Origin of the sequence: Micromonospora sp. CPCC 205546, from assembly GCF_036902715.1 — a bacterium.
Lineage (GTDB): Bacteria > Actinomycetota > Actinomycetes > Mycobacteriales > Micromonosporaceae > Micromonospora.
The window spans coordinates 51041-76700 of the sequence record NZ_JBAKHL010000009.1 but is presented as its reverse complement, the minus strand read 5'-3'; the positions used below and the strand labels follow the sequence as shown (position 1 = coordinate 76700).

The window sequence follows — 25660 nt, the reverse complement described above, 5'->3', positions numbered from 1 at the left end:
CACGCTGTCTGCGCCCCGCCCGGCGGTTCCCGCGCGCACCGGCCAGACTGGTGGGGTGAGCACACCGATCCGCGCGTCCTCCATCCTGCCCGGGCACCGCGAGGACATCGAGCTGCACACCGCCGACGGCCTGCGGCTGGTCGGCGAGCTGGCCCGTCCGCTGGACCGTGAGCCGGTGGGCACCCTCGTCTGTCTGCATCCGCTGCCGACGCACGGCGGGATGATGGACAGCCACGTGTTCCGCAAGGCGGCGTGGCGACTGCCGGCCCTGGCCGACCTGGCGGTGCTCCGCTTCAACACCCGGGGGACCAGCAGCCTGCGCGGCACCAGCGAGGGGGCCTTCGACAACGCGGTCGGCGAGCGCTTCGACGTCGCCGCCGCGATCGAGTACGCCGAGTTCCACGAGCTGCCGAACGTCTGGCTGCTCGGCTGGTCGTTCGGCACCGACCTGACCCTGAAGTACGGCTGCGACCCGGCCGTCGTCGGGGCGATCCTGCTCTCGCCGCCGCTGCGCTTCTCCGCCCCTGCGGACCTGGAGCACTGGGCGGAGTCCGGCAAGCCGCTGACGGCGCTGGTGCCCGAGTTCGACGACTACCTGCGCCCCGACGAGGCCCGGGAGCGCTTCGCGGCGGTGCCGCAGGCCGAGGTGGTCGGGGTGCCCGGCGCCAAGCACCTCTGGGTCGGCGACGCCGAGACCGTGCTGGACGAGGTGGTCCGCCGGGTCAACCCGGCCGCCGCCGTGCCGCTGCCGACCACCTGGGACGGCCCGATGGAGACCGGCGACGTCAGCGCGTACGCCGACCGCACGGTCGCCTCCTTCGCGGACCGCCCGGTGCCCGGCCCGCCGGCCGGCCAGGCCGGCTGACCCGGTCTCCGCCCCGCGGACCCGACCGGTCTCCGCCCCGCGGATTCGGCGGGTCGGTTCACGGCGACCGGGCGGGTCCGGTCGGGGTCAGCGGGACTCCTGCCGGGGCAGGACCACCTCGCGCAGGATGAGCTGGAGCGCGGCCACCGTCGGGATCGCGATCAGCGCGCCCACCACGCCCAGCAGGGAGACCCCGAGCAGGGCGGCCACCAGGGCGGCCACCTCGTTGACCGACACCGACCGCCGCATGATCTTGGGATAGATCAGGTAGTTCTCCACCTGCTGGTAGATCAGGAAGAACACCGCGCAGGCGATGCCGACCGGCAGGTCCGTGGCGAACCCGACCAGGCTGACGATCACCGCGCCCAGGGTCGCGCCGATCTGCGGGATCAGGTCCGTCACCGCGACCACCACCGCCAGCGCGAACGGGTACGGCAGCCCGACGATCAGCGCGAACACGTACGTGGAGATCCCGGCCAGCACCGCGATGCTGAGCGCGCCGACCATGTACGCGCCCACCTTGGTCAGGATCTCGTCCCCGATGAGCTGCACCCGCTCCCGGCGCGAGCGGGGTACCAGCGAGTAGCCCAGGTCGCGCAGCCGGTCGAAGTAGGCCAGGAAGTAGATGGTCAGCACCAGCACCGTGAGCCCCCGGAACACCGTGCCGAAGATGAGCTGGGCGCCGCCGAGTACCCCGCCGAGGGCCTGGCCGACCGTGTCGGCGTTGACGGCGCTCTGCAACCGCTGCATGAGGTCGTACCGCTCCACCAGGTCGTTGATCGTCTCGTTGCGGCGCAACGCCTGCAGGTAGCTCGGTAGCTGGTCGATGAACTGCCCGGTCTGCGTGACGACCGGTGGCACCAGGGCGAACACGCCGCCGCAGAGGAGCAGCACGACCGTCAGCGCGACCACCGTCACGGCCATCCCGTGCGGCAGCCCCCAGGTCCGCAACCGGACCACCGCCGGGTGCAGGCCGACCGCGAGGAAGAGCGCGATGACCACCAGGACCAGGATGCCCGCCGCGTTGCGCAGGCCCAGATAGAGGGCGTACGCCAGCAGCACGCCGGCCGCGCCGGTGAAACCGACCAGGAAACTGCTGTGCTTCAGCGGCCGCCCCGGCGTGCCGAACCTGCTCGATCCGTTCGTCGCCGGCTCGTCGCCGCCCGTCGCCCTGTCGGCGTGTCCGGGGGCGGTGGCCTGCTCCGGCTTCCGACTCCCGTCGTCCGGTCCCGGCGCGCTGCCGGGTTCACCGTCACCGCTCGACGCCGTCGGTCCGTCGTCTGCCATCGGACCTCCCTGATCGATCCCCGCCGGGCGGGCCCGACCACGACTCACTCCGGCGATTCCACCCGGGAGCGTACGCCGCGCACCCGAGCCGCCCACCTCGGTCGACCCGCCGACCCGCCGACCCGCCGACCCGCCGCCCAATCCGCCCGGCGCGTCCCGTTCCGCCGCCGACCCCATCCGTCCGAACCGACCCGCCGACCCCGCCGCCGACCCGACCCGCCCGATCCGTCTCGGCCCACCCCGCCGAGCCCGGTCGGGCGTGTGCCACCGGAACCCCTCACCGCCCCTGCGCCCCTGCGGTATGGGCAGGGCCGAATCCAGAGATCTTGGTAGGAAACGGCCCCTACAGGGGCCGTTTCCTACCAAGATCTACCCGGCGACCCGGGCGGTCAGGGGTCAGTCCTTCTCGACGACGACCTTGCTCGGCTTGGCGCTGCGCTCGTCCGTGGTCGGCTTCGCCGGGCGCTTGCCGCTCTCGCCGGTGCTGGTGATCTTCGTCGGGGTCGCGTCCCGGCCCCCCTCGCCGGGCACCGCCGCCACGGTCGGCTCCCCGTCCACGCCGGCACTGGCGGTGCCCCCGTCGACGGTGGTCACGGTGGCGACCTTGCCGTTGGCCGGCTGTCCGGCGTCCGCCGGCTCGATCCGGCCCTTGGCCGGTTGCCCGGCGTCCTCGGGCTCGACCTTGCCGGCGGCGGGCTTCTCGCCCGCGCCGACCGTGGCCTTGTCGGTGCCCGCCGGTGCCTTGTCGGCCGTGCCCGTGCCGACCGGTGCCTTGTCGGCCGTGCCCGCCGGTGCCTTGTCCGAGTCGGGGCGGGGCTTTCCGCCGTTCGCCGTGGCGGGCGTGCCGGCCGTCGACATGGCGGCGGCGCCGTCGGTGCCACCCGGCCGGTCGGTCGCGCCGAGCAGGCCCAACCGCAGCTCCGCCACCTGCCGCTGGAGCTCGTCGGACTCCTGCCGGGACTTCCAGGTCTCCTGCCGCAGGTCGGCCAGCTGCTGCTGGGCCTGGGCGATCTCCAGCATGACCTGGGCGAGCTGCTGACGACTGGAGGCGGCCTCCTGCTGCGTGGCGGCGAGGTGCTGCTGGGTGGTGGCCAGGTGCTGCTGCGTCGTGGCCGCGTACTCCTCGAACTGCCGGCGCGACGTCGCCACGTGCTCGTCGGCACTGCGGCGCTTCTCGGCCGCTTCCGACTCGGCCCGGCCCAGCAGCGCCGCGGCCTCCTCCTCGGCCCGCTGGCGCATCGTCAGGGCGTCCTGCTCGGCCGCCTGGCGTATGGCGGCGGCACCCTGCTCGATCTCGTTCTTCCGGGCGACGTACTCCGCCTCCAGGGCGGTGCGGCGCGCCGCGAACTCCGACTCCAGCTCGTCGTGCCGGCTCGTGTGCTGCGTCTCCAGCTCGGCGAGGCGGGTCTTGTACTGCTTCTCCAGCTCGTCGCGGCGGGTGGTGAACTCCTCCTCGGCCGCGGCGCGGCGCTGGGTCAACTCCCGGTCCGCGGCCTCGCGCCGGTTGTTGACCTCCTGCTCGACCCCGGCCCGCCAGGCGCCCAGCTCCTGCTGCGTCTGCGCCCGGGCGTGCTGCACGTACGCCTCGGTCTCGGTGCGCATCCGCTGCACGTACGCCTCGGTCTCGGCGCGGTTGCGCTTGGCCGTCTCGGCAGCCTGGGTGGTGAGCCGCTCCGCCTCCTGGCGGGCCTTCTCCCGGGTGGCCCGGCCGGCGTCGGCGGCGTCGTCGATGATCTGCTTGGCGTCCCGCTGGGCCTTGGCGTGGGTGGCCCGGCCCGCCTCGGTGGCCTGATCGACCAGGCGCTTGGCCTCCTGCTGGGCCTTGGCGTGCACCTCCTTGGCGGCCTCGCGCAGCTGGGTGGCCTCCTGCTGGGCCTTGGCGTGCACCTCCTTGGCCGCCTCGCGCAGCTTGGCCGCCTCCTGCTGGGCCCGGTGGTGGATCTCCTTGGCGGCGTCCCGTAGCTGGGTGGCCTCCTGCTGTGCCTTCGCCAGCGCCTCCTGGGCGGCCTTGCGAAGCCGGGCGGCCTCCTCCTTCGCCGTCCGGACGGCGGCCTCCGCCTCGGCCTTGCGGGCCGCGCTGTGCCGCTCCTCCTCCGTCCGGCGGGCGGCCAGCGCGATCTCGAAGTCCTTGAAAGCGGTGGCGGCCTGCTCGCGGGCCTCGTCGACGATGTGTTCGGCGGCGGCCCGCCGAGCCTCGATCTCCTCGTTGGCGCAGGCCAGGATCGCGTCGGCCTGCTCCTCGGCGAGGGTGAGGATCTGCTCCACCCGTGGGCCGAGGTGCCGGTAGGAGACGTTCTCCAGCGCCCCGGACGACGACTTGCGCGCCTGGGCGAGGTCCCGCTGGAGGACCTCGACCTGGCCGGCCAGCTTGTGGATCTGTGTGTAGGCCTGTTCCCGCTCGGCCGCCAGGGCCGCGATCTCGTGCTCCGCGCGAGCGACGTACCGGTCGACCTGTCGTTTCTCGTACCCCCGCAGAGCGGACTCGAAGCTGGGCTCCGTCGTCACGTCCCCGCCGAGAGCGAACAGTTCCTCGCCGTGCGACATGTCCCCATCCTCACACGCGACCAGTCCGGCTGGGGCGATACGGACGCCCCGGATAGGACCTACTTCACTGCCGACACGCCCGGGCAATTCGTCTGGCGGGAAAACGGATACGACGCGGGGCGCACCGGTCACCCGGTGTCACCCCGCGCCGCGAATCATGCCCCGGTCGGGTGGGTCGCTCTGGTCAGTTGGACGTCTCCGCGCTCCCCCGCTCGTCGGCCCCGTCGGCCTTCTTCGCCTCCGGCTTGGGCTGGGCGGCCGGCGGCGAGGCGGGCACGCCCGGCACGATGCCGGCGAGACCGGAGAGCATCTGGCCGAGCTGCGAGGTGACGGCGTCCTTCTGCCGGGTGAGGTCCTCGACCTCGCGGCGGGCCGCCTGGGTGGTCAGCTCGGCCTCGGTGCGCGCCTCGGTGAGCAGGCGGTTCGCCTCGGCCTTCGCCTCGGTGAGCGTCTTGTCGGCCAGCGCCTTGGCCTTGTCGACCGTCTCGTTGGCGGTGCGCTCGGACTCGACCCGGCGGGCCTCCGCGCGCTGCTCGATCTCCTTGGCCCGCTCCTGCGCGGCGTGGGCGCGCTGCTCGGCCTCGCTGACCAGCTTCTGGGTCTGGGCGACCTGCGCGGCGTGCCGCTCGGACTCCTCGCGCTCGGCCTTCTCCCGCCGCTCGGCGAGCTGCAGCTCCAGGGCCTGGAGGTCCTTGTCGCGCTTGTCGCGGGCGTCGGTGAGCAGCTTGGTCGCCTCGGCGCGCTTCTCCTCGGCCTCGCGGGCCGCCTTCGCCCGCTGCTGGGTGATCTCCCGCTCGGCGGTGGCCCGCAGCGTGGCGACCTCGCGCTCGACTGTCGACTTCAGCTCGGCGACCTCGTGGGCGGTCACCGTGCGCAGCTGCTTGGTCTCCCGGTCCGCGTCGGCGCGCAGCGTGTCGGCCTCGCGCCGGGCCTGGACGCGGACCTCGGCGGCTTCCCGCTCGGCGGCGGTGCGGACGCTGCCCGCCTCCCGCTCGGCGTTGGCCTTCATGGCCGCCGCCTCGGCGCGCGCCTTGTCGGTGATCTCCCGCGCCTCCAGGCGCGCGGCGGAGAGGATGCCCTCCGACTCCCGCTTGGCCTCGTTGCGGTGGTCGTTGGCCTGCTCCTCGGCCAGCCGGAGGATCTGCTCGACGCGCGTGCCGAGGCCGGAGAGGGTGGGCCGGCTGTTCTCCTCGAGCTGCTTGTTGGTGTCGGCGAGCTTCTGCTCCAGCGCGCTCATGCGCTGCTCGGCCTGGCGGAGCCGACGCTGGGCGTCGTTCATCCGCTGCTCGGCCTCGGCGCGGGCCTGCTCGGACTGGGTCAGCGCGGCGGTCATCCGGCCCAGGAAGTCGTCGACCTGGTGGACGTTGTAGCCGCGCAGGCCGACGGTGAAATCGGGCTGCGAGTTCGCGTTATCGAAGAACGCAAGAGGGGAGGACTGCTGGGGCATTGGGACATACTCGCAGACTCCCCAGGGTGCTTCGCAAGAGCGGTACCGAGCTTTCGTGTCCTCTTTACATGGTCAACTGTGGCACCGCCGACGACCGGACGGATCGCCGATCTTGGCAGGTCCCGGGCGGGTCGGACGGCACGGAGAGTGACATCGGAAAAGGGCCGCGGGACCACCCCGCGGCCCTTTGTCACGTCATGGTCCTGGTCACTCGAATGAGCGCGCCGCACCTCGACGGAAAGGCAATCGCCGTTCACCGCAATGGTCGGCGGCGCCTCATCCGCCGGGTCAGTGACCGCGGAACCGGTTGATCGCCTCCTCGTGCCGGGAGCGCAGCTCGGGGTCGCGTACGCCGAGGCCGTCGGAGGGAGCCAGGCAGCGCACGCCGACCTTGCCCTGGTGCGCGTTGCGGTGCACCTCGTACGCGGCCTGGCCGGTCTGCTCCAGCGCGTAGGTCCTCGACACGGTGGGGTGGATCCGGCCCAGCGCCACCAGCCGGTTGGCCTCCCACGCCTCCCGGTAGTTGGCGAAGTGGCTGCCGACGATCCGCTTCAGGTGCATCCACAGGTAGCGGTTGTCGTACTGGTGCAGGAAGCCGCTGGTGGAGGCGCAGGTGACGATGGTGCCGCCGCGCTTGGCCACGTAGACGCTCGCGCCGAAGGTCTCCCGGCCCGGGTGCTCGAAGACGATGTCCGGGTCCTCGCCGCCGGTCAGCTCCCGGATCCGCTCGCCGAAGCGCCGCCACTCGTCCTGGTCCTGCGTCTGCTCGTCCTTCCAGAACCGGAATCCCTCGGCGACCCGGTCGATGACCAGCTCGGCGCCCATCTTCCGGCACAGCTCCGCCTTGTCGGGGGAGGAGACCACGCAGACCGGAATCGCCCCGCCGTTGAGGGCCATCTGGGTGGCGTAGCCGCCGAGGCCGCCGGAGGCGCCCCAGATGAGCACCACGTCGCCCTGCTTCATGTTCGCCCCGTGGTGCGACACCAGCTGCCGGTACGCCGTCGAGTTGACCAGCCCGGGGCTGGCCGCCTCCTCCCAGCTCAGGTGGCGTGGCTTGGGCATCAGCTGGTTGGCCTTGACCACGCACAGCTCGGCGAGGCCGCCGAAGTTGGTCTCGAACCCCCAGATCCGCTGCTGCGGGTCCAGCATGGTGTCGTCGTGCCCGGCCGCGTCCTCCAGCTCCACCGAGAGGCAGTGCGCGACGACCTCGTCGCCGGCCTTCCACTTCGTCACCCCGGGCCCGGTGCGCAGCACCACGCCGGCCGCGTCGGAGCCCACCACGTGGTACGGCAGGTCGTGGCGGCTGGTCAGCTCCGAGTGCCGCCCGTAGCGCTGGAGGAACTTGAAGGTCGGCAGCGGCTCGAAGATGCTGGTCCAGACCGTGTTGTAGTTGATCGCGCTGGCCATCACCGCGACCAGCGCCTCGCCCGGCCCCAGCTGCGGCGTCGGCACCTCCTGCACGTGCAGCGCCTTGCGCGGGTCCTTGTCCCGGGTGGCCAGGCCGTCGAACATCCGGGTCTCGTCGGCGCGCACCACCACGCCCCGGTACGCCCCGGGTACCGGCAGGCCGGCGATCGCCGCGAGTTCCCGCTCCGGTCGGTCGGATCCCTCCGCCGCCATGATCGCTTCGAGGATGTCCTGCAACGTCGACCTCCCGTTCGTCCGCACCCCGCCCACGCGGGCCCGGGTGCTGCCATCGTCGGCGTCGGTTGCGGTCGGCCACCATGTCGGCATCCGACATATCCGGTGCCGGCCGCGCTCCTGTGGGGCGGGACGTTACTGAACGGTAGCTAGGGCCGGAAGTCATCTGTGAAAAACTGCATTGGCCGATGCGTGGAGGTGTCCGGGCGGCGGTCGAACCACGCAGGGACGCGCTCGGCGGGCTTCGATCGCACCGGCCCCCGCCCAGGTGGCGGGGGCCTGGATATCGATGTCAGTGCGTGCCTGCGGGCTCGACGAGTTCGACGAGCACCCCGCCGGCGTGCTTGGGGTGCACGAAGTTGACCCGCGAGTTGGCGGTGCCGCGCTTCGGGGTGTCGTAGAGCAGCTTCACGCCCCGCTCGCGCAGCTTCGCGCAGGCGACGTCGATGTCCGCCACGGTGTACGCCACCTGCTGCACGCCCGGGCCCTTCCTGTCCAGGAACTTGGCGATCGTCGACTCCGGGGTCAGCGGGGCGAGCAGCTGCACGCAGCCGCCCTCGGCGTCCGGGCCGACGGCCAGCATCGCCTCGCGTACGCCCTGTTCGTCGTTCACCTCGGTGTGCACGCAGCGCATCCCGAAGGTGCGCTGGTAGAAGTCGATCGCGGCGTCCAGGTCGGCCACGGCGACCCCGACGTGGTCGATGCGGCGCAGGCCGATGTCTGTGACATAGTCGGCAGCGGTCTCGACGGGGGAGTTCTCAGCCATGGCGCTAGTCTGACCGAACAATCGTTAAGGCGTACAGGTCGGCACCCCTCGGAGGCAGGCATGGCTTCGGTGATCGTCAGCGGCGCGCGGACCCCGATGGGGCGCCTGCTGGGCAACCTCAAGGACCTCCCCGCGACCAGGCTCGGTGGCATCGCGATCAAGGCGGCGCTCGAGCGGGCCGGCGTCGCTCCCGAGCAGGTCCAGTACGTGATCATGGGGCAGGTGCTCCAGGCCGGCGCCGGGCAGATCCCGGCCCGCCAGGCGGCGGTCGAGGCGGGCATCCCGATGTCCGTGCCGGCGCTGACCGTCAACAAGGTCTGCCTGTCCGGCCTGGACGCGATCGCCCTGGCCGACCAGCTCATCCGGGCCGGCGAGTTCGACGTCGTCGTCGCCGGCGGCATGGAGTCGATGACCAACGCCCCGCACCTGCTGCTCGGCCAGCGCGGCGGCTACAAGTACGGCGACGTGGTGGTCAAGGACCACATGGCGCTCGACGGTCTCACCGACGCGTGGGACAGCTGCGCGATGGGCGAGTCCACCGAGCGGCACAACGGCCGCCACGGCATCACCCGCGAGGAGCAGGACGCGTTCGCCGCGGCCAGCCACCAGCGGGCCGCCGCCGCACAGAAGAACGGCCACTTCGCCGACGAGATCACCCCCGTGGTCATTTCGCAGCGCAAGGGCGACCCGCTGGTGATCAGCGAGGACGAGGGGATCCGCCCGGACACCACCGTCGAGTCGCTGGCGAAGCTGCGCCCGGCGTTCGCCAAGGACGGCACGATCACGGCCGGCAGTGCCTCGCCGATCTCCGACGGCGCCGCCGCGGTGGTCGTCATGAGCAAGGCCAAGGCCAAGGAGCTGGGGCTGACCTGGCTGGCCGAGATCGGCGCGCACGGCAACGTCGCGGGCCCGGACAACTCCCTGCACTCGCAGCCGTCCAACGCGATCCAGCACGCGCTCAAGAAGGGCGGGCTGGGCATCGAGGACCTGGACCTCATCGAGATCAACGAGGCGTTCGCCCAGGTCGGCATCCAGTCCACCCGTGATCTCGGGATCAGCCCGGACAAGGTCAACGTCAACGGCGGGGCGATCGCGCTGGGCCACCCGATCGGCATGTCCGGCGCCCGGCTGGTGCTCACCCTCGCGCTGGAACTCAAGCGCCGGGGTGGCGGCACGGGCGCGGCGGCGCTCTGCGGCGGCGGCGGCCAGGGCGACGCTCTGATCATCCACGTTCCGGCCCCCGGCGAGAGCGGTCACTGACCGCCGGCCGGCCGATCCCGTAGAGGCAGCACAGTGAGCGAGATCGTCGACGACGTCCCGGCGGCGGGCGCACCCCCGGTGCGCCGAAGCCGGGACGTGCCGATGCTGGTCGAGCGCGCCCGCGCGGGCGATCCCCGCGCGGTGGCCCGGCTGATCACCCTGGTCGAGTCGGGCGACGAGACGCTGCCGCGGATCGCGGCGGCCCTCGCGCCGTACGCCGGCCAGGCCCAGGTGGTCGGGTTGACCGGCTCGCCCGGGGTCGGCAAGTCGACCACGACCAACGAGCTGGTCCGGGCGCTGCGCGCCCGCGGTCGCCGGGTGGGCGTGCTCGCCATCGACCCGTCCAGCCCGTTCACGGGCGGGGCGATCCTCGGCGACCGGGTCCGGATGCAGGACCACGCGACCGATCCGGGCGTCTACATCCGGTCGATGTCGAGCCGGGGCCACCTCGGCGGGCTGTCGGCGGCCACGCCGCAGGCGGTGCGGGTGCTGGAGGGCGCCGGCTGCGACGTGGTGCTGGTGGAGACCGTGGGCGTCGGGCAGGCCGAGGTGGAGGTCGCCTCGCTGGCCGACACCACGCTGGTGCTGCTCGCCCCGGGCATGGGCGACGCGATCCAGGCGGTCAAGGCCGGCATCCTGGAGATCGCCGACGTCTTCGTGGTCAACAAGGCCGACCGGGACGGCGTCGACGCCACCTACCGCGACATCCAGGGCATGATCGCCCTGGGCGAGCGCGGCCCGGGCCAGTGGCGGCCGCAGGTGGTCCGCGCGGTCGCCTCGCGGGGCGAGGGGATCGACGACATCGCCGCCGCCATCGACAAGCACCGTGGCTGGCTCGTCGAGCACGGTGAGCTGCGCCGCCGCCAGGAGGCGCGGGCCGCCGCCGAGGTCGAGGCGATCGCGCTGGGCGTGCTCCGCGCCCGGATCGGCTCCCTGCGTGACGGTACGGAGCTGCCGGCGCTCGCCACGAAGGTGGCCGAGGGCTCCCTCGACCCGTACGCGGCGGCCGACGAGCTGCTCGCCCAACTCGGCCCCTGAGGAGTCCCCGCGACTAGTACGCTCGCACCGCCCCACGGTCGGCGTGGGGCGGTGCGCGGCGGAGTGGGGAGACGATGGGCGACGAGGCGACGCAGGAACTGACGGTGACGCCGGACGCGGTGGCGGGCGGTACGACGCACGTCTCCGACGAGGTGGTCGAGAAGATCGCGGTCGCCGCCGCGCGGTCCGTGCCCGGGGTGGTCGAACTCGGCGGGGACGTGGCCCGGTTCTTCAACGCGGTGCTCGACAAGGTCGGCCTCGACCAGGTCGGTGACGCCAGGCGGGGCTGCTCGGCGCACGTCACCAACGGCGCGGCGGTGGTCAACCTGGTGATCGTCATCGAGGCCGGCCGCCCGGTGCCGCAGGTGACCGCCGAGGTGCGGGCGCAGGTGACCGGGGCGGTCGAGGCGTACGGGCTGCGGGTCGACGAGATCAACATCAGGGTCGACGACGTGGCGCTGGGCGGTCCCGCCGCACCCGTCGCCTGAGGCGTCCGGCGGCCGTAGTTACCTGCCGGTACGAACTTACTTAGCGATCGTTCAGGTCGGGGCTCTACACTCGGAGGGCAGTCGAGGACTCGAGGAGGAGCCCCGCCGATGGACGCCGACGAGATCGCAGCCGGACGGGCACGCTGGCAGGCCCGCTACGACGCCGCGCGCAAGCGGGACGCCGACTTCACCACGCTCTCCGGGATGCCCGTCGAGCCGGTCTACGGGCCGCCGGAGGGGGTCGCCTACCCGGGCTTCGAGCGCATCGGCTGGCCGGGCGAGTACCCGTACACCCGGGGCCTCTACCCGACCGGCTACCGCGGGCGGACCTGGACGATCCGGCAGTTCGCCGGCTTCGGCAACGCCCAGCAGACCAACGAGCGCTACAAGATGATCCTGGGCGCCGGCGGCGGCGGCCTCTCCGTCGCCTTCGACATGCCCACGCTGATGGGCCGGGACTCCGACGACCCGCAGGCGCTCGGCGAGGTGGGCCACTGCGGCGTCGCCATCGACACCGCCGCCGACATGGAGGCGCTCTTCGACGGCATCGACCTGGCCGGGGTCACCACGTCGATGACCATCTCCGGGCCGGCCGTGCCGGTGTTCTGCATGTACCTGGTGGCCGCCGAGCGGCAGGGCGCCGACCTGTCCACGCTGGACGGCACGCTGCAGACGGACATCTTCAAGGAGTACATCGCGCAGAAGGAGTGGCTCTTCGACCCGGAGCCGCACCTGCGCCTGATCGGCGACCTGATGGAGTACTGCGCCCGGGAGATCCCGCGCTACAAGCCGCTCTCGGTCTCCGGCTACCACATCCGCGAGGCCGGCTCGACCGCCGCGCAGGAGCTGGCGTACACCCTCGCCGACGGCTTCGGCTACGTCGAGTTGGGGCTCTCGCGCGGGCTGGACGTCAACGTCTTCGCCCCCGGGCTGAGCTTCTTCTTCGACTCGCACGTCGACTTCTTCGAGGAGATCGCCAAGTTCCGCGCCGCCCGCCGGATCTGGGCCCGCTGGCTGCGTGACGTCTACGGCGCGACCAGCGAGAAGGCCCTCTGGCTGCGGTTCCACACGCAGACCGCCGGGGTCTCGCTGACCGCCCAGCAGCCGGTCAACAACGTGGTGCGTACCGCCGTGGAGGCACTCGCGGCGGTGCTCGGCGGGACCAACTCGCTGCACACCAACGCCCTGGACGAGACCCTGGCGCTGCCCACCGACGAGTCGGCCGAGATCGCCCTGCGTACCCAGCAGGTGCTGATGGAGGAGACCGGGGTGACCAACGTGGCGGACCCGCTGGGCGGGTCCTGGTACGTCGAGGCGCTCACCGACAAGATCGAGGCCGAGGCGGAGGAGATCTTCGCCCGGATCCGGCAGCTCGGTGGCGAGGGCCCGCACCGGATCGGGCCGATGACCTCGGGCATCCTGCGCGGGATCGAGGACGGCTGGTTCACCGGCCACATCGCCGAGTCCGCCTTCGTCTACCAGCAGGCGCTGGAGAAGGGCGACAAGCGGATCGTCGGCGTCAACTGCCACACCGGCACGGTCGCCAAGGACCTGGAGATCCTGCGCATCTCGCACGAGGTGGAGCTGGAGCAGCGCCGGGTGCTGGCCGAGCGGAAGGCCGGCCGCGACGGGGCCGCCGTCAAGGCCGCGATCGAGCGGATGGTCGCCGTCGGCCGTACCGACGGCAACATGATCCCGGCCATGCTGGACGCCGTCCGCGCGGAGGCGACCCTCGGCGAGATCTGCGACGCCCTGCGCGCCGAGTGGGGCGTCTACCGCGAACCCGCCCGCTTCTGACCCGTTTCCGGCCCCACCGGTCTCCTCCCGCACCCCCACGATCCGGCACCCTCGCGCCCCCGGCGCACTCCGCGTAGGCGGCGTGTGCCGGGGGCGCGCAGGTGCGGGGTCGCGCGCCCCCGGGCGGTAGGGCGGGCAGGGGCGCGCCAGGGGCGGGAGCAGCCGTGACAGTCGCAACTGTCGCCGTCGCGGTTGATCTGAGTTCGGCGGGTCGCGTGCGAGACTAGGTAACCATGAGCGACCCACGGATCACCTCGTCGATCTTCACCCGCGGCGCGGTCGACCTCAGCGCGCTGCGCACCCCCGCACCGACCCCCGCCCGCCCGGCCACCCCGGCCCAGTCCGCCCCCTCCGCCGAGCTGCCCGGCACCGCCGCCAGCGGCGGCGTCGCCGTCATCGAGGTGAGTGAGGCGACATTCCAGTCGGAGGTTCTCGAGCGCTCGCTCACCACACCGGTGGTCGTGGACTTCTGGGCCGAGTGGTGCGAGCCGTGCAAGCAGCTGAGCCCCGTGCTGGAGCGGCTGGCCGCGGAGGGTGGCGGCGCCTGGGTGCTCGCCAAGGTCGACGTGGACGCCAGCCCCCGGATCGCCCAGATGTTCCGGGTGCAGGGCATCCCGATGGTCTACGCGGTGGTCGGCGGCCAGCCGATCGACGCCTTCTCCGGGGTGGTGCCCGAGGCGCAGCTGCGGCAGTGGATCCAGGCCGTGCTGAAGGCCGGTGGCGTGAGCGTCGCCGAGCCGGAGGACCCGCGCCTCGACGAGGCCGACGACGCCCTGATGAGCGGCGACCTCGACGAGGCCGAGCGGGCGTACCGCAAGATCCTCGCCGAGTCGCCGGCGGACGCGGCGGCGGAGGCGGGTCTCGCCCAGGTCGGGCTCGCCCGCCGGGTGGCCGGGGCCGACCCGGGCGCGGCGGTCGCCGCCGCCCAGGCGAACCCCGACGACGTCGAGGCCCAGCTCCTGGCCGCCGACATCGAGGTGCTCAGCGGTCAGGCCGAGGCGGCGTACGCCCGCCTGGTGGGCCTGGTCCGTCGCAGCGCCGGTGAGGAGCGGGAGAAGGTACGCCAGCACCTGGTCAGCCTCTTCACCGTCGCCGGGCCGGAGGACCCCGCGGTCGCCTCGGCGCGCCGGGCCCTGGCCAGCGCCCTGTTCTGAGCACCACGCCCTGCTTGTGAATACGTAGCACGCCAGCGCGGGCCGGCTTTCCGGCCGGCCCGCCCGACACCTCGAGGACGGGAGCCCATGATGCGCCGGATCGCCGTCCTCGACGCGCCCAGCAACCTCGGCCTGCGCCCACCCACGTCCACGTCGGTCCCCGGCTGTGGAAAGGCCCCCGGCGCGCTGCGCGACCAGGGGCTGCTCGCCCGGCTGCGGGCCCGCGACGCAGGCTGTCTCACGGCGCCCCGCTACGACCCCGGCGACTGGCGCCCCGGCGACGGGGTGTGCCACGCCCGTGAGATCGCCGACTACTCGGTCGAGCTCGCGGAGCGCATCGGCGCCATCATCGACCGCAGCGAGTTCCCGCTGGTGCTCGGCGGCGACTGCTCCATCCTGCTCGGCTCGGCCCTGGCCATGCACCGGCTCGGCGAGGCGGTCGGCGGGCGCATCGGGCTGGTCTTCGTCGACGGCCACTCCGACTTCCGGCACCCCGGCAACGCCTCCTACGTGGGCGCGGCGGCCGGCGAGGACCTCGCGCTGGTCACCGGGCGGGGGCAGGCCGACCTGGCCGCCATCGAGGGGCGCCGGCCGTACTTCCGGGACATCGACGTGGTGGTGCTCGGCATCCGGGCGCAGGACGAATACCGCCTCGACCTCCAGGCCGCCGGGATCACCACCCGGCCGGTGCCGGCGCTGCGCGCCGAGGGCGCCGCGCGTACGGCCCAGTGGGCGCACGAGCAGCTCGCCGACTGCGCCGGCTACTGGGTGCACATCGACGTGGACGTGCTCGACCCGGCCGTGATGCCGGCCGTCGACGCCCCCGACCCGGGCGGGATCGCCTTCGCCGAGCTGGAGATCCTGCTCGCCGGGCTGGTCGACACCCCGCACTGCCTCGGCGTCGAGCTGACCGTCTTCGACCCCGACTACGACCCCGACGGCGCGTACGCGGCCGAGATCGTCAACACCGTGGTCGCCGGGCTGCGCCCGGTCTCCGCGCCGACGGCGTCGCCGCCCCGACTGCTGCCGTCGTCGGTCCCCTCGGCGCGGCGGAGCACCGGTCGTCCGGAGGCCCCGATCACGTCCCCGGCCGCCTCCGAACCTGCCTTCGTTCCCGCTTCGGAGCGGGGCGGCGACGACAGTGCCCCGGGCGGCGCCGAGGAGGCTCCGGCCGGGGCGGCCGGGCCGCTCGGGGCGGCCGGGCCGGTGGGGTCGCTCGGGGCGGTGGGGTCGCCCGGGCCGGTCCGCGCGGCCGGAACAGGGACTGTGGTGGCTGCCGTGCACGACCACCCGCCCGTGCCGGAGCCCGTCGGCCCGCCCGCCTCCGCCGGCCCGGGCCTGCTGCGCCGGGCGCCGCTCGTGGGTCTCGACCCGGACGACCCGCTGCCCGCGCCCGAGGACGGCACCCCGCCGTCCGCCGCCGGCATCGCCTGACCGCCGGGGCGTCCCCGGCCGGAAGTGGTCGGCCACGGGCTCGCCGCGGCGCCACGGGTTCGCCGCAGCCGGGCGGGCCGGGTCGGCCGTCTCCGCGGCATTCGACCTGGCCGTCCCCGGTGCGGATCTCCCGCCGCTGCGGGCGCAGTGCGTCCGACCGTGTCCGCGCGTGCCCCGTCCGTGGGGGCGGCTCGACAGCGTGCCGTGTCCGCGCGTGCCCCGTCCGTGGGGGCAGCTCGACAGCGTTGCGCGAGCCGGGCTGCCAGGGCGCGTTCGGGTGCTCCGGTCAGCGGGGGAGTGCGCGGAGGAAGCGCTCGGCGGCCGGGACGGCGGTGGCGGTGCTGGCGCCGCCCTTCTCGACGAAGACCGCGAACGCGACGTCGCCCTGCCAGCCGACGAACCAGGCGTGCGTGTGTGCCGGGTCGTCGTCGTATTCGGCGGTGCCCGTCTTGCCGTGCACCGGGTCGCCCGGCACGTCGCGCAACGCGCTGCCGGTGCCGGCCGTGACCACCTCCCGCATCATCGCCCGTACCGCCTCGACCGACTCCGGCTTGAGCTGCGGGCCGGGGGCGGCGGGCTGGGCCGGAGCGGGGTCGAGCACCAGCTTCGGCTGCTCGAAGCGGCCCCGGGCGACCGCCGCGGTGGCCGATGTCATGGCCAGCGGGCTGACCACCGTGGTGCCCTGGCCGATGGCGGCGGCGGCCTGCTCGGTCGCGCCGCCGTTCGCCGACACCTTGCCGGTGAAGGCGTCCAGACCGACGTCCCACTGACCCTCCAGCCCCAGGGAACGGCCGGTCACGGCCAGCCCGTCGGGGCCGAGCTTCGGCGCCAGCGCGGTGAACGCGGTGTTGCAGGACTTGGCGAAGTCGGTGCGGAACGGCACCGGCCCCAGCGCGAAGTTGTCGGAGTTCTTGAACGGCCGCCCGTCGACGACGAACGTCTTCGGGCAGGCCACCGTCGCGTCCGGCGTCACCGCGCCCCGGTCGAGCAGGCCGAGCGCGCTGACCATCTTGAACGTGGAGCCCGGCGGGACCTGGGCGGTGAAGGCCAGGTTCTCCCCGGCCGCGCCGGGACCGTTGGCCGCCGCGAGCACCGCGCCGTCGCTGATCCGTACGGCCACCAGCGCCGCCCGGCGCTTCTCGCCGCGCAGGGCGGCGTCGGCCGCGTTCTGGGTGGCCACGTCGAGCGTGGTCCTCACCGGCTGCCCCGGTTTCGGTTCGCTGCGGAACACCTCGGTGCCGGTGGGCACCAGCGTGCCGTCCGGGCCGGCGTGCTCGGTGATCACGGTCAGCCCCGGCGTGCCGCGGAGCCGCTCGTCGTGACGGCCCTGGAGACCCCCGTGGCCGACGAGGTCACCGGCCTCGTAGCGGTCGGGGTGCCGGGCGAGGTCGTCGGCCTGGGCGGGGTCCACCGAGCCGAGTACCGCCCGGGCGAACTCGCGGGTGGGGGCCAGGTCGAGCTTGTCGCTGCGGAACTTCGTGCCCGGCAGGTCGTAGATGCGCGACTTGATCTGCCGGTACGCCTCCTCGCGCAGGGTCACCACCTCGACGAACGCGCCCGGATCCGCGTCGGCGAGCCGCTTGGGCAGGTCGGAGAGGTCCACCCGTGGGGTGATCGCCGGTCGGATCGCCCGGAAGGCCGCGTCCAGCTTCCGGGTCAGCCCCGGCAGGTCGCTGACCTCGCTCGGTTGGAGCCCGACCCGCACCACGGGGCGGGGCGCCACGATCGGCCGACCGGCGTCGTCGAACAGCGCGGCCCGGGTGGCGGCGTCGCGGCGCAACCCCAGCCGGTCGCCCCGGGTGAGCTGCTCCTGCACCAGCTGCGGCTCCCAGATCACCCGCCATTCGTCGCCGCCACGGGTGAGTCGCACCGGACGCTCGTACGCCCAGCGGATCCCGCCCGGGAGGGCCCAGTCGACCTTGACCACCGCGGTCGCGACGTCCTTGGTGGCCTTCGCCTCGCCCCGGCGGGTCAGCGTGGGCGGGGTCGCCGCGAGCTCGCCGGAGAGCTCCTTGAGCTCGCGGGCGACGTCGGCCGCCGGCACCTTGGCGCCCATGGGGTCGACGAAGCCGACGGCCTGGAGGTCGCCCGAGCGCCAGCCGGCGAGGAAGGCGTCGACGCTGCGCTCCGGCCCGTCACCGCCCGAGCACGCGGTGAGGGCGCCGGCCGCGAGCGCGGTCGCGGTGAGCAGCGCCAGCGGCGGGCGGAACGGGTTGCGGCGGGGGCGACGGGGGTACGACAGGCGCATGGGAGCGGATCTCCGATCTCGGCACTGCCCTGCACGCTAGTACGACGGCACCGTTCGCACCGTCCCCCCGCACCGGGACGTGCGGAAAGAGGAGCCGGCGCCGGGGTGATGAACGACTGGAGGCGGGGTACTCCCGAACCGGCCAACCTCGTACCCGCAACGGGTGAAAGGACGAAGTCCCGAACCGGACGTCCGCACTGTGGTCCGCCGAGCAAGGGGCGGAACGGCAGGGCCTAGGCTGGGCGGCAGAGTGACCCACAATGCGGTGGGTCGAGGGGAGTGGCACCGATGGACCGGCGTCCGGCGATCAAACCGGGACCCGACCTCCGGCAGGATGACACCGGCCGGGACGACAGCTTCGATTCGGCGACCGACGGGGACGGCTTCGGCCGCCTCGACACAGGAGTGACCGGGATGACCGGTTCGAGTATCGACACCCTCTACGATCTGGGCCTGCCCGCCGACGCGCTGGCCGACGACGTGGAGGACAACGAGCTCGACGAGCCCGTTCCCAACGTGGAGCGCCTCGTCGCCCAGGCGGTCGCGCTGGCGGGCGACGACCACGACGCGGCGACCCTGGTCAGCCGCTTCTGGCGGTTCGCACCTGACGAGGAGCTGATCGGCTTCACCGCCGAGGAGATGCTGGAGGCGGCCCGCGCGCACCGCGACCTCGCCCAGCAGCGCGTACCGGGCGAGTTGAAGCTGCGCATCCACGAGCCCGACGCCGAACAGCACCACAGCGTCATCGAGATCGTCACCGACGACATGCCGTTCCTGGTCGACTCGGTGACCGCCCTGCTCAACTCGCACCACCTGGACGTGCACCTGCTGGTCCACCCGCTGGTGGTGGTCCGGCGCGAGCCGTTGGGCCGGCTGGTCGAGGTCTCCGCCGACGTGGAGCCCGACGACGCCATCGCCGGTGACCTGGTCGAGAGCTGGATGCACATCGAGGTCGACCCGGTGCGCGACCCCGCCGAGCGGGACCGGCTGTGCCGGGAGCTCCAGCGGGTGCTCACCGACGTCCGGGAGGCGGTGGAGGACTGGCCGAAGATGCGCCAGCGGGCCCTCGCCCTCGCCGACGAGCTGGCCTCCGCGCGGACCTCGGACAACCGGCCGCCGGTGCCGGAGAAGGACATCACGGACTCGGTGGAGCTGCTCCGCTGGCTCGCCCACGACCACTTCACCTTCCTGGGCTACCGCGAGTACCGGCTGGTCGACGCCGGCGCGTCGGGCGAGGAGCGCGGTAGCGGCCAGGCCCTGGAGGCGGTGCTCGGCACCGGGCTGGGCATCCTGCGCCAGGACTCCCCGGAGGCCCGACCGCTGTCGTCGATGACGCCCGAGGCGCACGACAAGGTCACCGAGAAGCGCCTCCTGATCATCACGAAGGCGAACTCGCGGGCCACCGTGCACCGCTCCGCGTACCTGGACTACATCGGCTTCAAGATCTTCGACGAGGCCGGTCAGGTGGTGGGGGAGCGGCGCTTCCTGGGCCTGTTCTCCACGGCCGCGTACCGCACCAGCGTGCAGGAGCTGCCGGTGGTCCGCCGCAAGGTGGCCGAGGTGCTGGACCGCTCCGGCCTGAGCCAGCGCAGCCACTCCGGCAAGGACCTGCTGCAGATCCTGGAGACCTACCCGCGCGACGAGCTGTTCCAGATCAAGACCGAGGACCTCTACCACGCGGTCATCGGCGTGCTGCGGATGGCCGGTCGCCGACAGCTGCGGGTGTTCCTGCGCCGCGACGCGTACGGGCGGTTCATCTCCTGCCTGATCTATCTGCCCCGGGACCGGTTCACCACCCAGAACCGGCTGCGGATGCAGGACATCCTGCTGCGCGAGCTCAACGGTGTCGGGGTCGACTACACGACCCGGGTCACCGAGTCGATGCTCGCCCGGGTGCACTTCATCGTCCGGACCGACCCGACGAAGGTCCCGGGCGACATCGACGCCGACCTGCTCGCCGAGGAACTGGCCGACGCCACCCGGTTGTGGGACGACGACTACCGGCTGGTGCTGGAGCGCAAGCTCGGCGACGAGCAGGCCAAGCACCTGTTCACCCGCTACGCCGACGCCTTCCCGGAGGGCTACAAGGACGGCCACACGCCGTACGAGGCGATGAAGGACCTGGCCAAGCTGGAGCTGCTGGAGGAGCCCGGCCAGCTGGAGATGCACCTGTTCCGCAAGCAGCTCGCGCCGCGCGCCGGTGGGCGGGGGCCGGACGTCGACGAGGCGATGGACGTCCGTTTCAAGGTCTACCGCTACGGCGAGCCGATGATGCTCTCCGCCGTGCTGCCGGTGCTGCACTCGCTCGGCGTGAAGGTGGTCGACGAGCACCCGCACGAGGTGGACCGGATCGACGGCCGGGTCTACCTCTACGACTTCGGGCTGCGGCTGCCCGAGGGGCACCAGGAGCTGTCCGAGGTGCGCCCGCACGTGGAGAACGCGTTCGCGGCGGCGTGGCGGGGCGAGGCCGAGGTCGACGGCTTCAACGAGCTGGTACTGCGCGCCGGCCTGACCTGGCGGCAGGTGGTGGTGCTGCGCGCCTACGCCAAGTACCTGCGCCAGGCCGGCACGGTCTTCTCCCAGGAGTACATGGAGCAGACCTTCATCGCGTACCCGAGGATCGCCGCCCTGCTGGTGGAGTTGTTCGAGGTGCGGTTCGCGCCCGGCGAGGACGGCCACGAGCAGCGGCAGCAGCGCAGCGCCGAGCTGGTGGGCGACATCCGGACCGCGCTGGACGACGTCGCCAGCCTGGACCAGGACCGCATCCTGCGCGCCTACCTGACGATGATCCAGGCCACCCTGCGCACCAGCTTCTACCAGAAGCGCTCCGACGGGCGGCCGAAGGCGTACGTGGCGCTCAAGCTGGACCCGCAGGCGATCCCGGACCTGCCGGCCCCGCGGCCGAAGTTCGAGATCTTCGTCTACTCGCCGCGCTTCGAGGGCGTGCACCTGCGGTTCGGGCCGGTGGCCCGGGGCGGGCTGCGCTGGTCCGACCGCCGCGAGGACTTCCGTACCGAGGTGCTCGGCCTGGTCAAGGCGCAGATGGTGAAGAACGCCGTGATCGTGCCCGTCGGCGCCAAGGGCGGCTTCGTGCTCAAGCAGAAGCCGGGGGACCGCGACGAGGCGGTCGTCTGCTACAAGGAGTTCATCTCCGCCCTGCTCGACGTCACGGACAACATCGTCAGCGGCGAGATCGTGCCGCCGGAAGACGTGGTCCGCCACGACGGCGACGACCCCTACATGGTGGTCGCGGCGGACAAGGGCACGGCGACGTTCTCGGACATCGCCAACGAGATCTCCACGGCGCACAACTTCTGGCTCGGCGACGCGTTCGCCTCCGGCGGCTCTGCCGGCTACGACCACAAGAAGATGGGCATCACCGCCCGGGGCGCCTGGGAGTCGGTGAAGCGGCACTTCCGGGAGATGGGCCACGACACCCAGACCCAGGACTTCACCGTGGTCGGCGTCGGCGACATGTCCGGTGACGTGTTCGGCAACGGGATGCTCCTGTCGGAGCACATCCGGCTGGTGGCCGCGTTCGACCACCGGCACATCTTCCTGGATCCCGACCCGGACGCCGCGACCTCGTACGCCGAGCGGAAGCGGCTCTTCGAGCTGCCCCGCTCGTCCTGGGAGGACTACGACCGGCAGCTGATCTCGGCCGGCGGCGGGGTCTATCCGCGTACCGCCAAGTCGGTGCCGATCTCGCCGCAGGTCCGCGAGCGGCTCGGCCTGGGCGACGACACCGAGCAGCTCTCCCCGCAGGAGCTGATGAAGGCGATCCTGACCGCGCCGGTGGACCTGTTCTGGAACGGCGGCATCGGCACCTACGTGAAGGCGTCCAACCAGACCAACGCGGAGGTGGGCGACAAGTCCAACGACGCGATCCGGGTGGACGGCAGGAACGTGCGCTGCCGGGTCGTCGGCGAGGGCGGCAACCTGGGCTGGACCCAGCTCGGCCGGATCGAGTACGCCCAGACCGGGGGTCGGATCTACACGGACTTCATCGACAACGCGGCCGGGGTGGACTGCTCCGACCACGAGGTGAACATCAAGATCCTGCTGAACACGGCGGTGGCCGACGGCGCGCTGACCCTGCCCGAGCGGGACGAGCTGCTCGCGGGGATGACCGACGAGGTCGCCGAGCTGGTGCTGCGGGACAACTACGACCAGGCGCGGGCGATCAACAACGCGCAGGCGCAGGCGGCGTCGCTGCTGCCGGTGCACCGTCGGATGATCACCGACCTGGAGCGGTCCGGGGCGCTGGACCGGTCCCTGGAGGCGCTGCCGCCGGACGACGAACTGGCGGTGCGCACCGAGTCGGGGCTGACCGCGCCGGAGTTCGCGGTGCTGCTCGCGTACGTCAAGATCGTCCTTGAGACGGAGATCCTGGCCGAGGGGCTCGCGGACGAGGAGTGGACGACCGAGGTCCTGGTCAACTACTTCCCGACGCCGATGCGCGAGCGGTTCGCCGACCGGATGGGCCAGCACCGGCTGCGCCGGGACATCGTGACGACGGTGCTGGTCAACGAGGCGGTCAACCGGGGCGGCATCTCGTTCCTCTTCCGGGTGGTCGAGGAGACGGCCGCCTCGGCGGCGGACGTGATCCGGGCGTACGTGGTGGTGCGCGAGGTGTTCGGGCTGCGCGCCGTGTGGGACGCGGTGGAGGCCCTGGACAACAGGATCGACCCCGGGTTGCAGACCAGCGTCTATCTGGACACCCGGCGCCTGCTCGACCGGGCGGTGCGGTGGCTGGTGACGAACCGCCGTTCGCCGATCGACGTGCCGGCGGAGATCGCGCGGCTGCGTGACGGCGTGGCCCGGCTCCTGCCCGACCTGGAGGAGCGTTTCCACGGCAGCGAGCGGGAGTCGCTCGCGGCGCACATCGACTCGCTCACCGAGCGGGGGCTGCCGCGCGACCTGGCCGAGCAGGCGACCCGGCTGATGTACAGCTTCGGCCTGCTCGATGTGGTGGAGACGTCGGCGAGCAGCGGGCGCGACGTCGGCGAGGTGGCCTCGGTCTACTTCGTGCTCTCCGACCGCTTCCGGGTCGACTCGCTGCTGTCGAAGATCTCCCTGCTGCCGCGTGAGGACCGCTGGCAGACGCTGGCCCGGATGGCGCTGCGCTACGACCTGTACGCCGCGCTGGCCGCGCTGACCGTGGAGGTGCTCGACTCCACCCCGGGCAGCCTGTCGCCGCAGGAGCGGGTGCTGCAGTGGGAGCAGTCGAACGCCACGTCGATCCACCGCGCCGAGCGGGCGATGGGCGAGTTCGACGAGTCCCGGGCGGACCTCGCCGCCCTGTCGGTGCTGCTGCGCCAGATCCGCACCCTGGTGCGGACCTCCGCCGCCGCCTGACGCGTACGACACGCGGTCCGGCCGGTCGATTGCTCGACCGGCCGGACCGCGTCGCGTCGTACGGTGCGACCACCGTGCCGTTGCCGGCTCAGGCCGGCATGGAGGCGAAGACGACCACGTTGTCCGGGTAGCTGCCGGCGGCCGGGTCGAAGGTCCCGCCGCAGGTGACCACCCGCAGGCCGGGCCGGTCGCTGGGACCGTAGACCCGTTCGGTCGGGAACTGCGTCTTCGGGTACGCCCCGACCGACTCGACGGTGAAGGTGGCCTGCTGGCCGTCCTGCCGGGCGACGGTGATGGTGTCGCCGGGTTGCAGGGCGCCGAGGGAGAAGAAGACCGCCGGCCCGATCGCCGCCGAGTCGACGTGCCCGACGATGACGGCGTTGCCGACCTCACCCGGGCTCGGTCCCGGCTCGTACCAGCCGGCCAGCTGCGCCCGCTCGAGCGGGGGCACCTGGACCGTCCCGTCCGGGTTGGTGCCGAGCGACATGATCGCGGCGTCGACCCCGATCCGGGGGATCTTGATGGTGGTGGGGGCGGAGCGGGCCAGGCCCGTGCCGGCGGCGACGTCCGGGTCGGCGTCGGGGGCCGCCGCGCCGGTGCTGGCGGACGCGGCCAGGGGTTGCGGGGGGCGGGGAGCGGGGGCGGTCCTGAACGAGGCGCCGATCAGCCCGGCGCCGACCATGGCGACCACGACGACGACGGCCGCGCCGGCGGCGCGCCACGGTGTCCCGTGACGGCCGCCGGCCGGTGTCGCCGTCATGTCAGACGAAGGACTCATCGGTCCGACGCCGGCGCATCAGCACGAGGCCGCCCAGGGCGGCCGCGCCGATCAGGCTCGCCCCACCGGCGGCCAGGCCCCGGTCGGTGCCGGCGCCGACGCCACCGTCACCACCGTCGACCCCACCGCGCGGCAGGACGACCAGCTCGCCCTCGCCGCACGAGCCCTTGAGCTTGTAGCGGCCCGGCTGGGCGTCCTCGGAGACCTCGGCCTCGCCGTAGTAGACGAAGTCCCGCTTGTGCTCCCAGCGGTCCTTGCCGTTGCCCTCGGACTCCTCGTCCGACCCGCCGTTGTCGTGGCCCTTGCGGTCGTACTCGTCCGAGCCGTACCCGTCGTGGTCCTCGCGGTCGTACTCGTCCGAGCCGTTGCCCTCGTGGCCCTTGCGGTCGTACTCCTCCTCGCGGCCCTCGCGGTCGCCCTTGTCGTGGCCCTTGTCGCCGCGCTCGCCCTCGGCGTCCTGGCCGTGCTCGTAGCCCTTCCAGCCGCGCTCGCCCTCGTCACCGGTGGTGTCGGCGGCGCCGCCACCCTGGCCGTTGGTGGGCGGCTGCCCACCGTTGGCGGGCGGCTGCGGCTGGCTGGTGCCGTTGGCCGGCGGCTGCGGCTTGGGGCTCTCGTCCCTGCCGTTGCCGTCCTTGTCGTGGTCGCGGCCCTTGTCGTGGTCCCGGCCCTTGTCGTGGTCGCGGCCCTTGTCCTCGTGGTCCCGGCCCTTGTCGTGGTCGCGGGAGTCCTCCTCCCCGCCACGCCAGTCGCCCCGGCCCTCGGCCGGCTTGAGCTTCACCTTGCCGGTGACCTTCGACCAGACGAAGGCGTGCTCCTGACGGTCCGGGCAGACCTCGAGCAGCTTGACCGTGTCGCCCGCCTTGACGACGTGCGGCTTGGCGTAGACCTTGCCCTCGGCGTCCTGTTGGCCGTCCGCGAACGCGATCCCCGGCGTGAACACGAGCAGGGAGGCCCCACCGAGGGCAGCGCCCGCAACGACCTTCCCGAGCATCTTGTTTGCCATGACCTGCGTCACTCCATCCCTCTTGTCCTGGGCTCGGCGACAACCGAGCTACCGATGACGTTAGACCGTTTCACGAGCTATGCAGGGAAAAATTCGCGTTTTGGCGACTAAGCGAGGGAAGGTCGCTAGGAGTGCTACGCCCCTTTAGCGGCCGGCCGGTCGCTCCCGGGCGCTTCCCGCCCGGCTGGCGTTCCCGGGCGCTGTCTGCGCGGCTGCGGCCGAGCCGTGCCGCGCCGTCCGGTCCGCCGCGCCCCGCGCGGCGCGGCGGCCCCGTCGGTCCCCGGCGTCACATCGAGGCATTGCCATGGAAGCGCTCCCATGCAAGAATCGCTGCACGCGGTTCGAGGAGCCACACCGCGCAGGCAGGAGTCGAGGGCACCGGTTCGCCGGACGACCTCCCGCCTCCCGGCCGGGCCGTCGTCGCCGGTCGGACCACCACCACCAAACGCCCGTCCGGGTCGGGCGCCCCCGAAGAACCCGTGGCATCGACGGACGTCCGCCTCGGACGCCCGCCGGGCCGTAACGCCGGGCCGCTCGCGGATCCGGTCTCGC

At 72.9% G+C, this 25660-nt stretch carries 15 protein-coding genes and 1 pseudogene; 8 read left to right on the top strand and 8 right to left on the bottom strand.

All coding sequences use genetic code 11. The features are described 5' to 3' along the window. The first annotated feature begins 55 nt into the window (after nt 1-55). Nucleotides 56-865: an alpha/beta hydrolase gene (locus V6U77_RS07790; RefSeq protein WP_334605541.1), complete on the top strand. Its 810-nt coding sequence runs from the start codon at nt 56-58 to the stop codon at nt 863-865. A gap of 87 nt (nt 866-952) precedes the next feature. Here V6U77_RS07790 and V6U77_RS07785 read toward each other — a convergent pair whose 3' ends face one another. The 5 genes from V6U77_RS07785 to mce all read right to left on the bottom strand — a co-directional run bounded on the left by V6U77_RS07785 (nt 953) and on the right by mce (nt 8550). Then, complete coding sequence (locus V6U77_RS07785) at nt 953-2152, bottom strand: AI-2E family transporter (protein ID WP_334605540.1); 1200 nt, start codon at nt 2150-2152, stop codon at nt 953-955. Between the two features lie 396 nt (nt 2153-2548). After that, entirely contained in the window at nt 2549-4696 is a 2148-nt protein-coding gene (locus V6U77_RS07780) for a hypothetical protein (RefSeq protein ID WP_334605539.1), read from the bottom strand. A 184-nt stretch (nt 4697-4880) separates the two neighbouring features. Then, nucleotides 4881-6143: a cell division protein DivIVA gene (locus tag V6U77_RS07775; protein ID WP_334605538.1), complete on the bottom strand. Its 1263-nt coding sequence runs from the start codon at nt 6141-6143 to the stop codon at nt 4881-4883. Nucleotides 6144-6431: 288 nt separating this feature from the next. After that, entirely contained in the window at nt 6432-7787 is a 1356-nt protein-coding gene (gene ccrA, locus V6U77_RS07770; RefSeq protein WP_334605610.1) for a crotonyl-CoA carboxylase/reductase, read from the bottom strand. Between the two features lie 289 nt (nt 7788-8076). Further along, a complete protein-coding gene (gene mce, locus V6U77_RS07765; protein WP_334605537.1) occupies nt 8077-8550 on the bottom strand; it encodes a methylmalonyl-CoA epimerase in 474 nt (157 codons plus the stop codon). 60 nt (nt 8551-8610) lie between these two features. On the opposite strand from mce, the gene V6U77_RS07760 reads away from it, so the two are divergent. The 6 genes and pseudogenes from V6U77_RS07760 to V6U77_RS07735 form a co-directional block, all read left to right on the top strand. Next, nucleotides 8611-9810, top strand: coding sequence for an acetyl-CoA C-acetyltransferase (locus V6U77_RS07760; RefSeq protein ID WP_334605536.1), 1200 nt, complete (start codon nt 8611-8613; stop codon nt 9808-9810). 102 nt (nt 9811-9912) lie between these two features. Then, nucleotides 9913-10848, top strand: coding sequence for a methylmalonyl Co-A mutase-associated GTPase MeaB (gene meaB, locus V6U77_RS07755; RefSeq protein WP_442934395.1), 936 nt, complete (start codon nt 9913-9915; stop codon nt 10846-10848). Nucleotides 10849-10922: 74 nt separating this feature from the next. Then, the gene (locus tag V6U77_RS07750; RefSeq protein ID WP_334605534.1) at nt 10923-11336 is read left to right on the top strand and encodes an Asp23/Gls24 family envelope stress response protein; all 414 of its coding nucleotides are present in this window, start codon (nt 10923-10925) and stop codon (nt 11334-11336) included. 108 nt (nt 11337-11444) lie between these two features. After that, entirely contained in the window at nt 11445-13133 is a 1689-nt protein-coding gene (locus V6U77_RS07745; RefSeq protein ID WP_334605533.1) for an acyl-CoA mutase large subunit family protein, read from the top strand. 233 nt (nt 13134-13366) lie between these two features. Further along, nucleotides 13367-14287, top strand: coding sequence for a tetratricopeptide repeat protein (locus V6U77_RS07740; RefSeq protein ID WP_334605532.1), 921 nt, complete (start codon nt 13367-13369; stop codon nt 14285-14287). 87 nt (nt 14288-14374) lie between these two features. Continuing rightward, nucleotides 14375-15556, top strand: a pseudogene (locus V6U77_RS07735) (arginase family protein); the annotation flags it as partial. A gap of 451 nt (nt 15557-16007) precedes the next feature. Here V6U77_RS07735 and V6U77_RS07730 read toward each other — a convergent pair. Beyond that, nucleotides 16008-17969, bottom strand: a complete 1962-nt coding sequence (locus V6U77_RS07730; RefSeq protein WP_334605531.1) for a penicillin-binding transpeptidase domain-containing protein — start codon at nt 17967-17969, stop codon at nt 16008-16010. A 288-nt stretch (nt 17970-18257) separates the two neighbouring features. On the opposite strand from V6U77_RS07730, the gene V6U77_RS07725 reads away from it, so the two are divergent. Continuing rightward, a complete protein-coding gene (locus V6U77_RS07725) occupies nt 18258-23327 on the top strand; it encodes an NAD-glutamate dehydrogenase (protein ID WP_334605530.1) in 5070 nt (1689 codons plus the stop codon). A gap of 88 nt (nt 23328-23415) precedes the next feature. Here the strand turns inward: V6U77_RS07725 and V6U77_RS07720 are convergent, their stop codons facing one another. Both V6U77_RS07720 and V6U77_RS07715 read right to left on the bottom strand, forming a co-directional pair. After that, complete coding sequence (locus V6U77_RS07720; protein ID WP_334605529.1) at nt 23416-24087, bottom strand: class F sortase; 672 nt, start codon at nt 24085-24087, stop codon at nt 23416-23418. 1 nt (nt 24088) lies between these two features. Further along, nucleotides 24089-25108 (bottom strand): hypothetical protein, encoded by a 1020-nt coding sequence (locus tag V6U77_RS07715; protein WP_334605528.1) that lies wholly within the window; start codon nt 25106-25108, stop codon nt 24089-24091. Nucleotides 25109-25660: the final 552 nt, after the last annotated feature.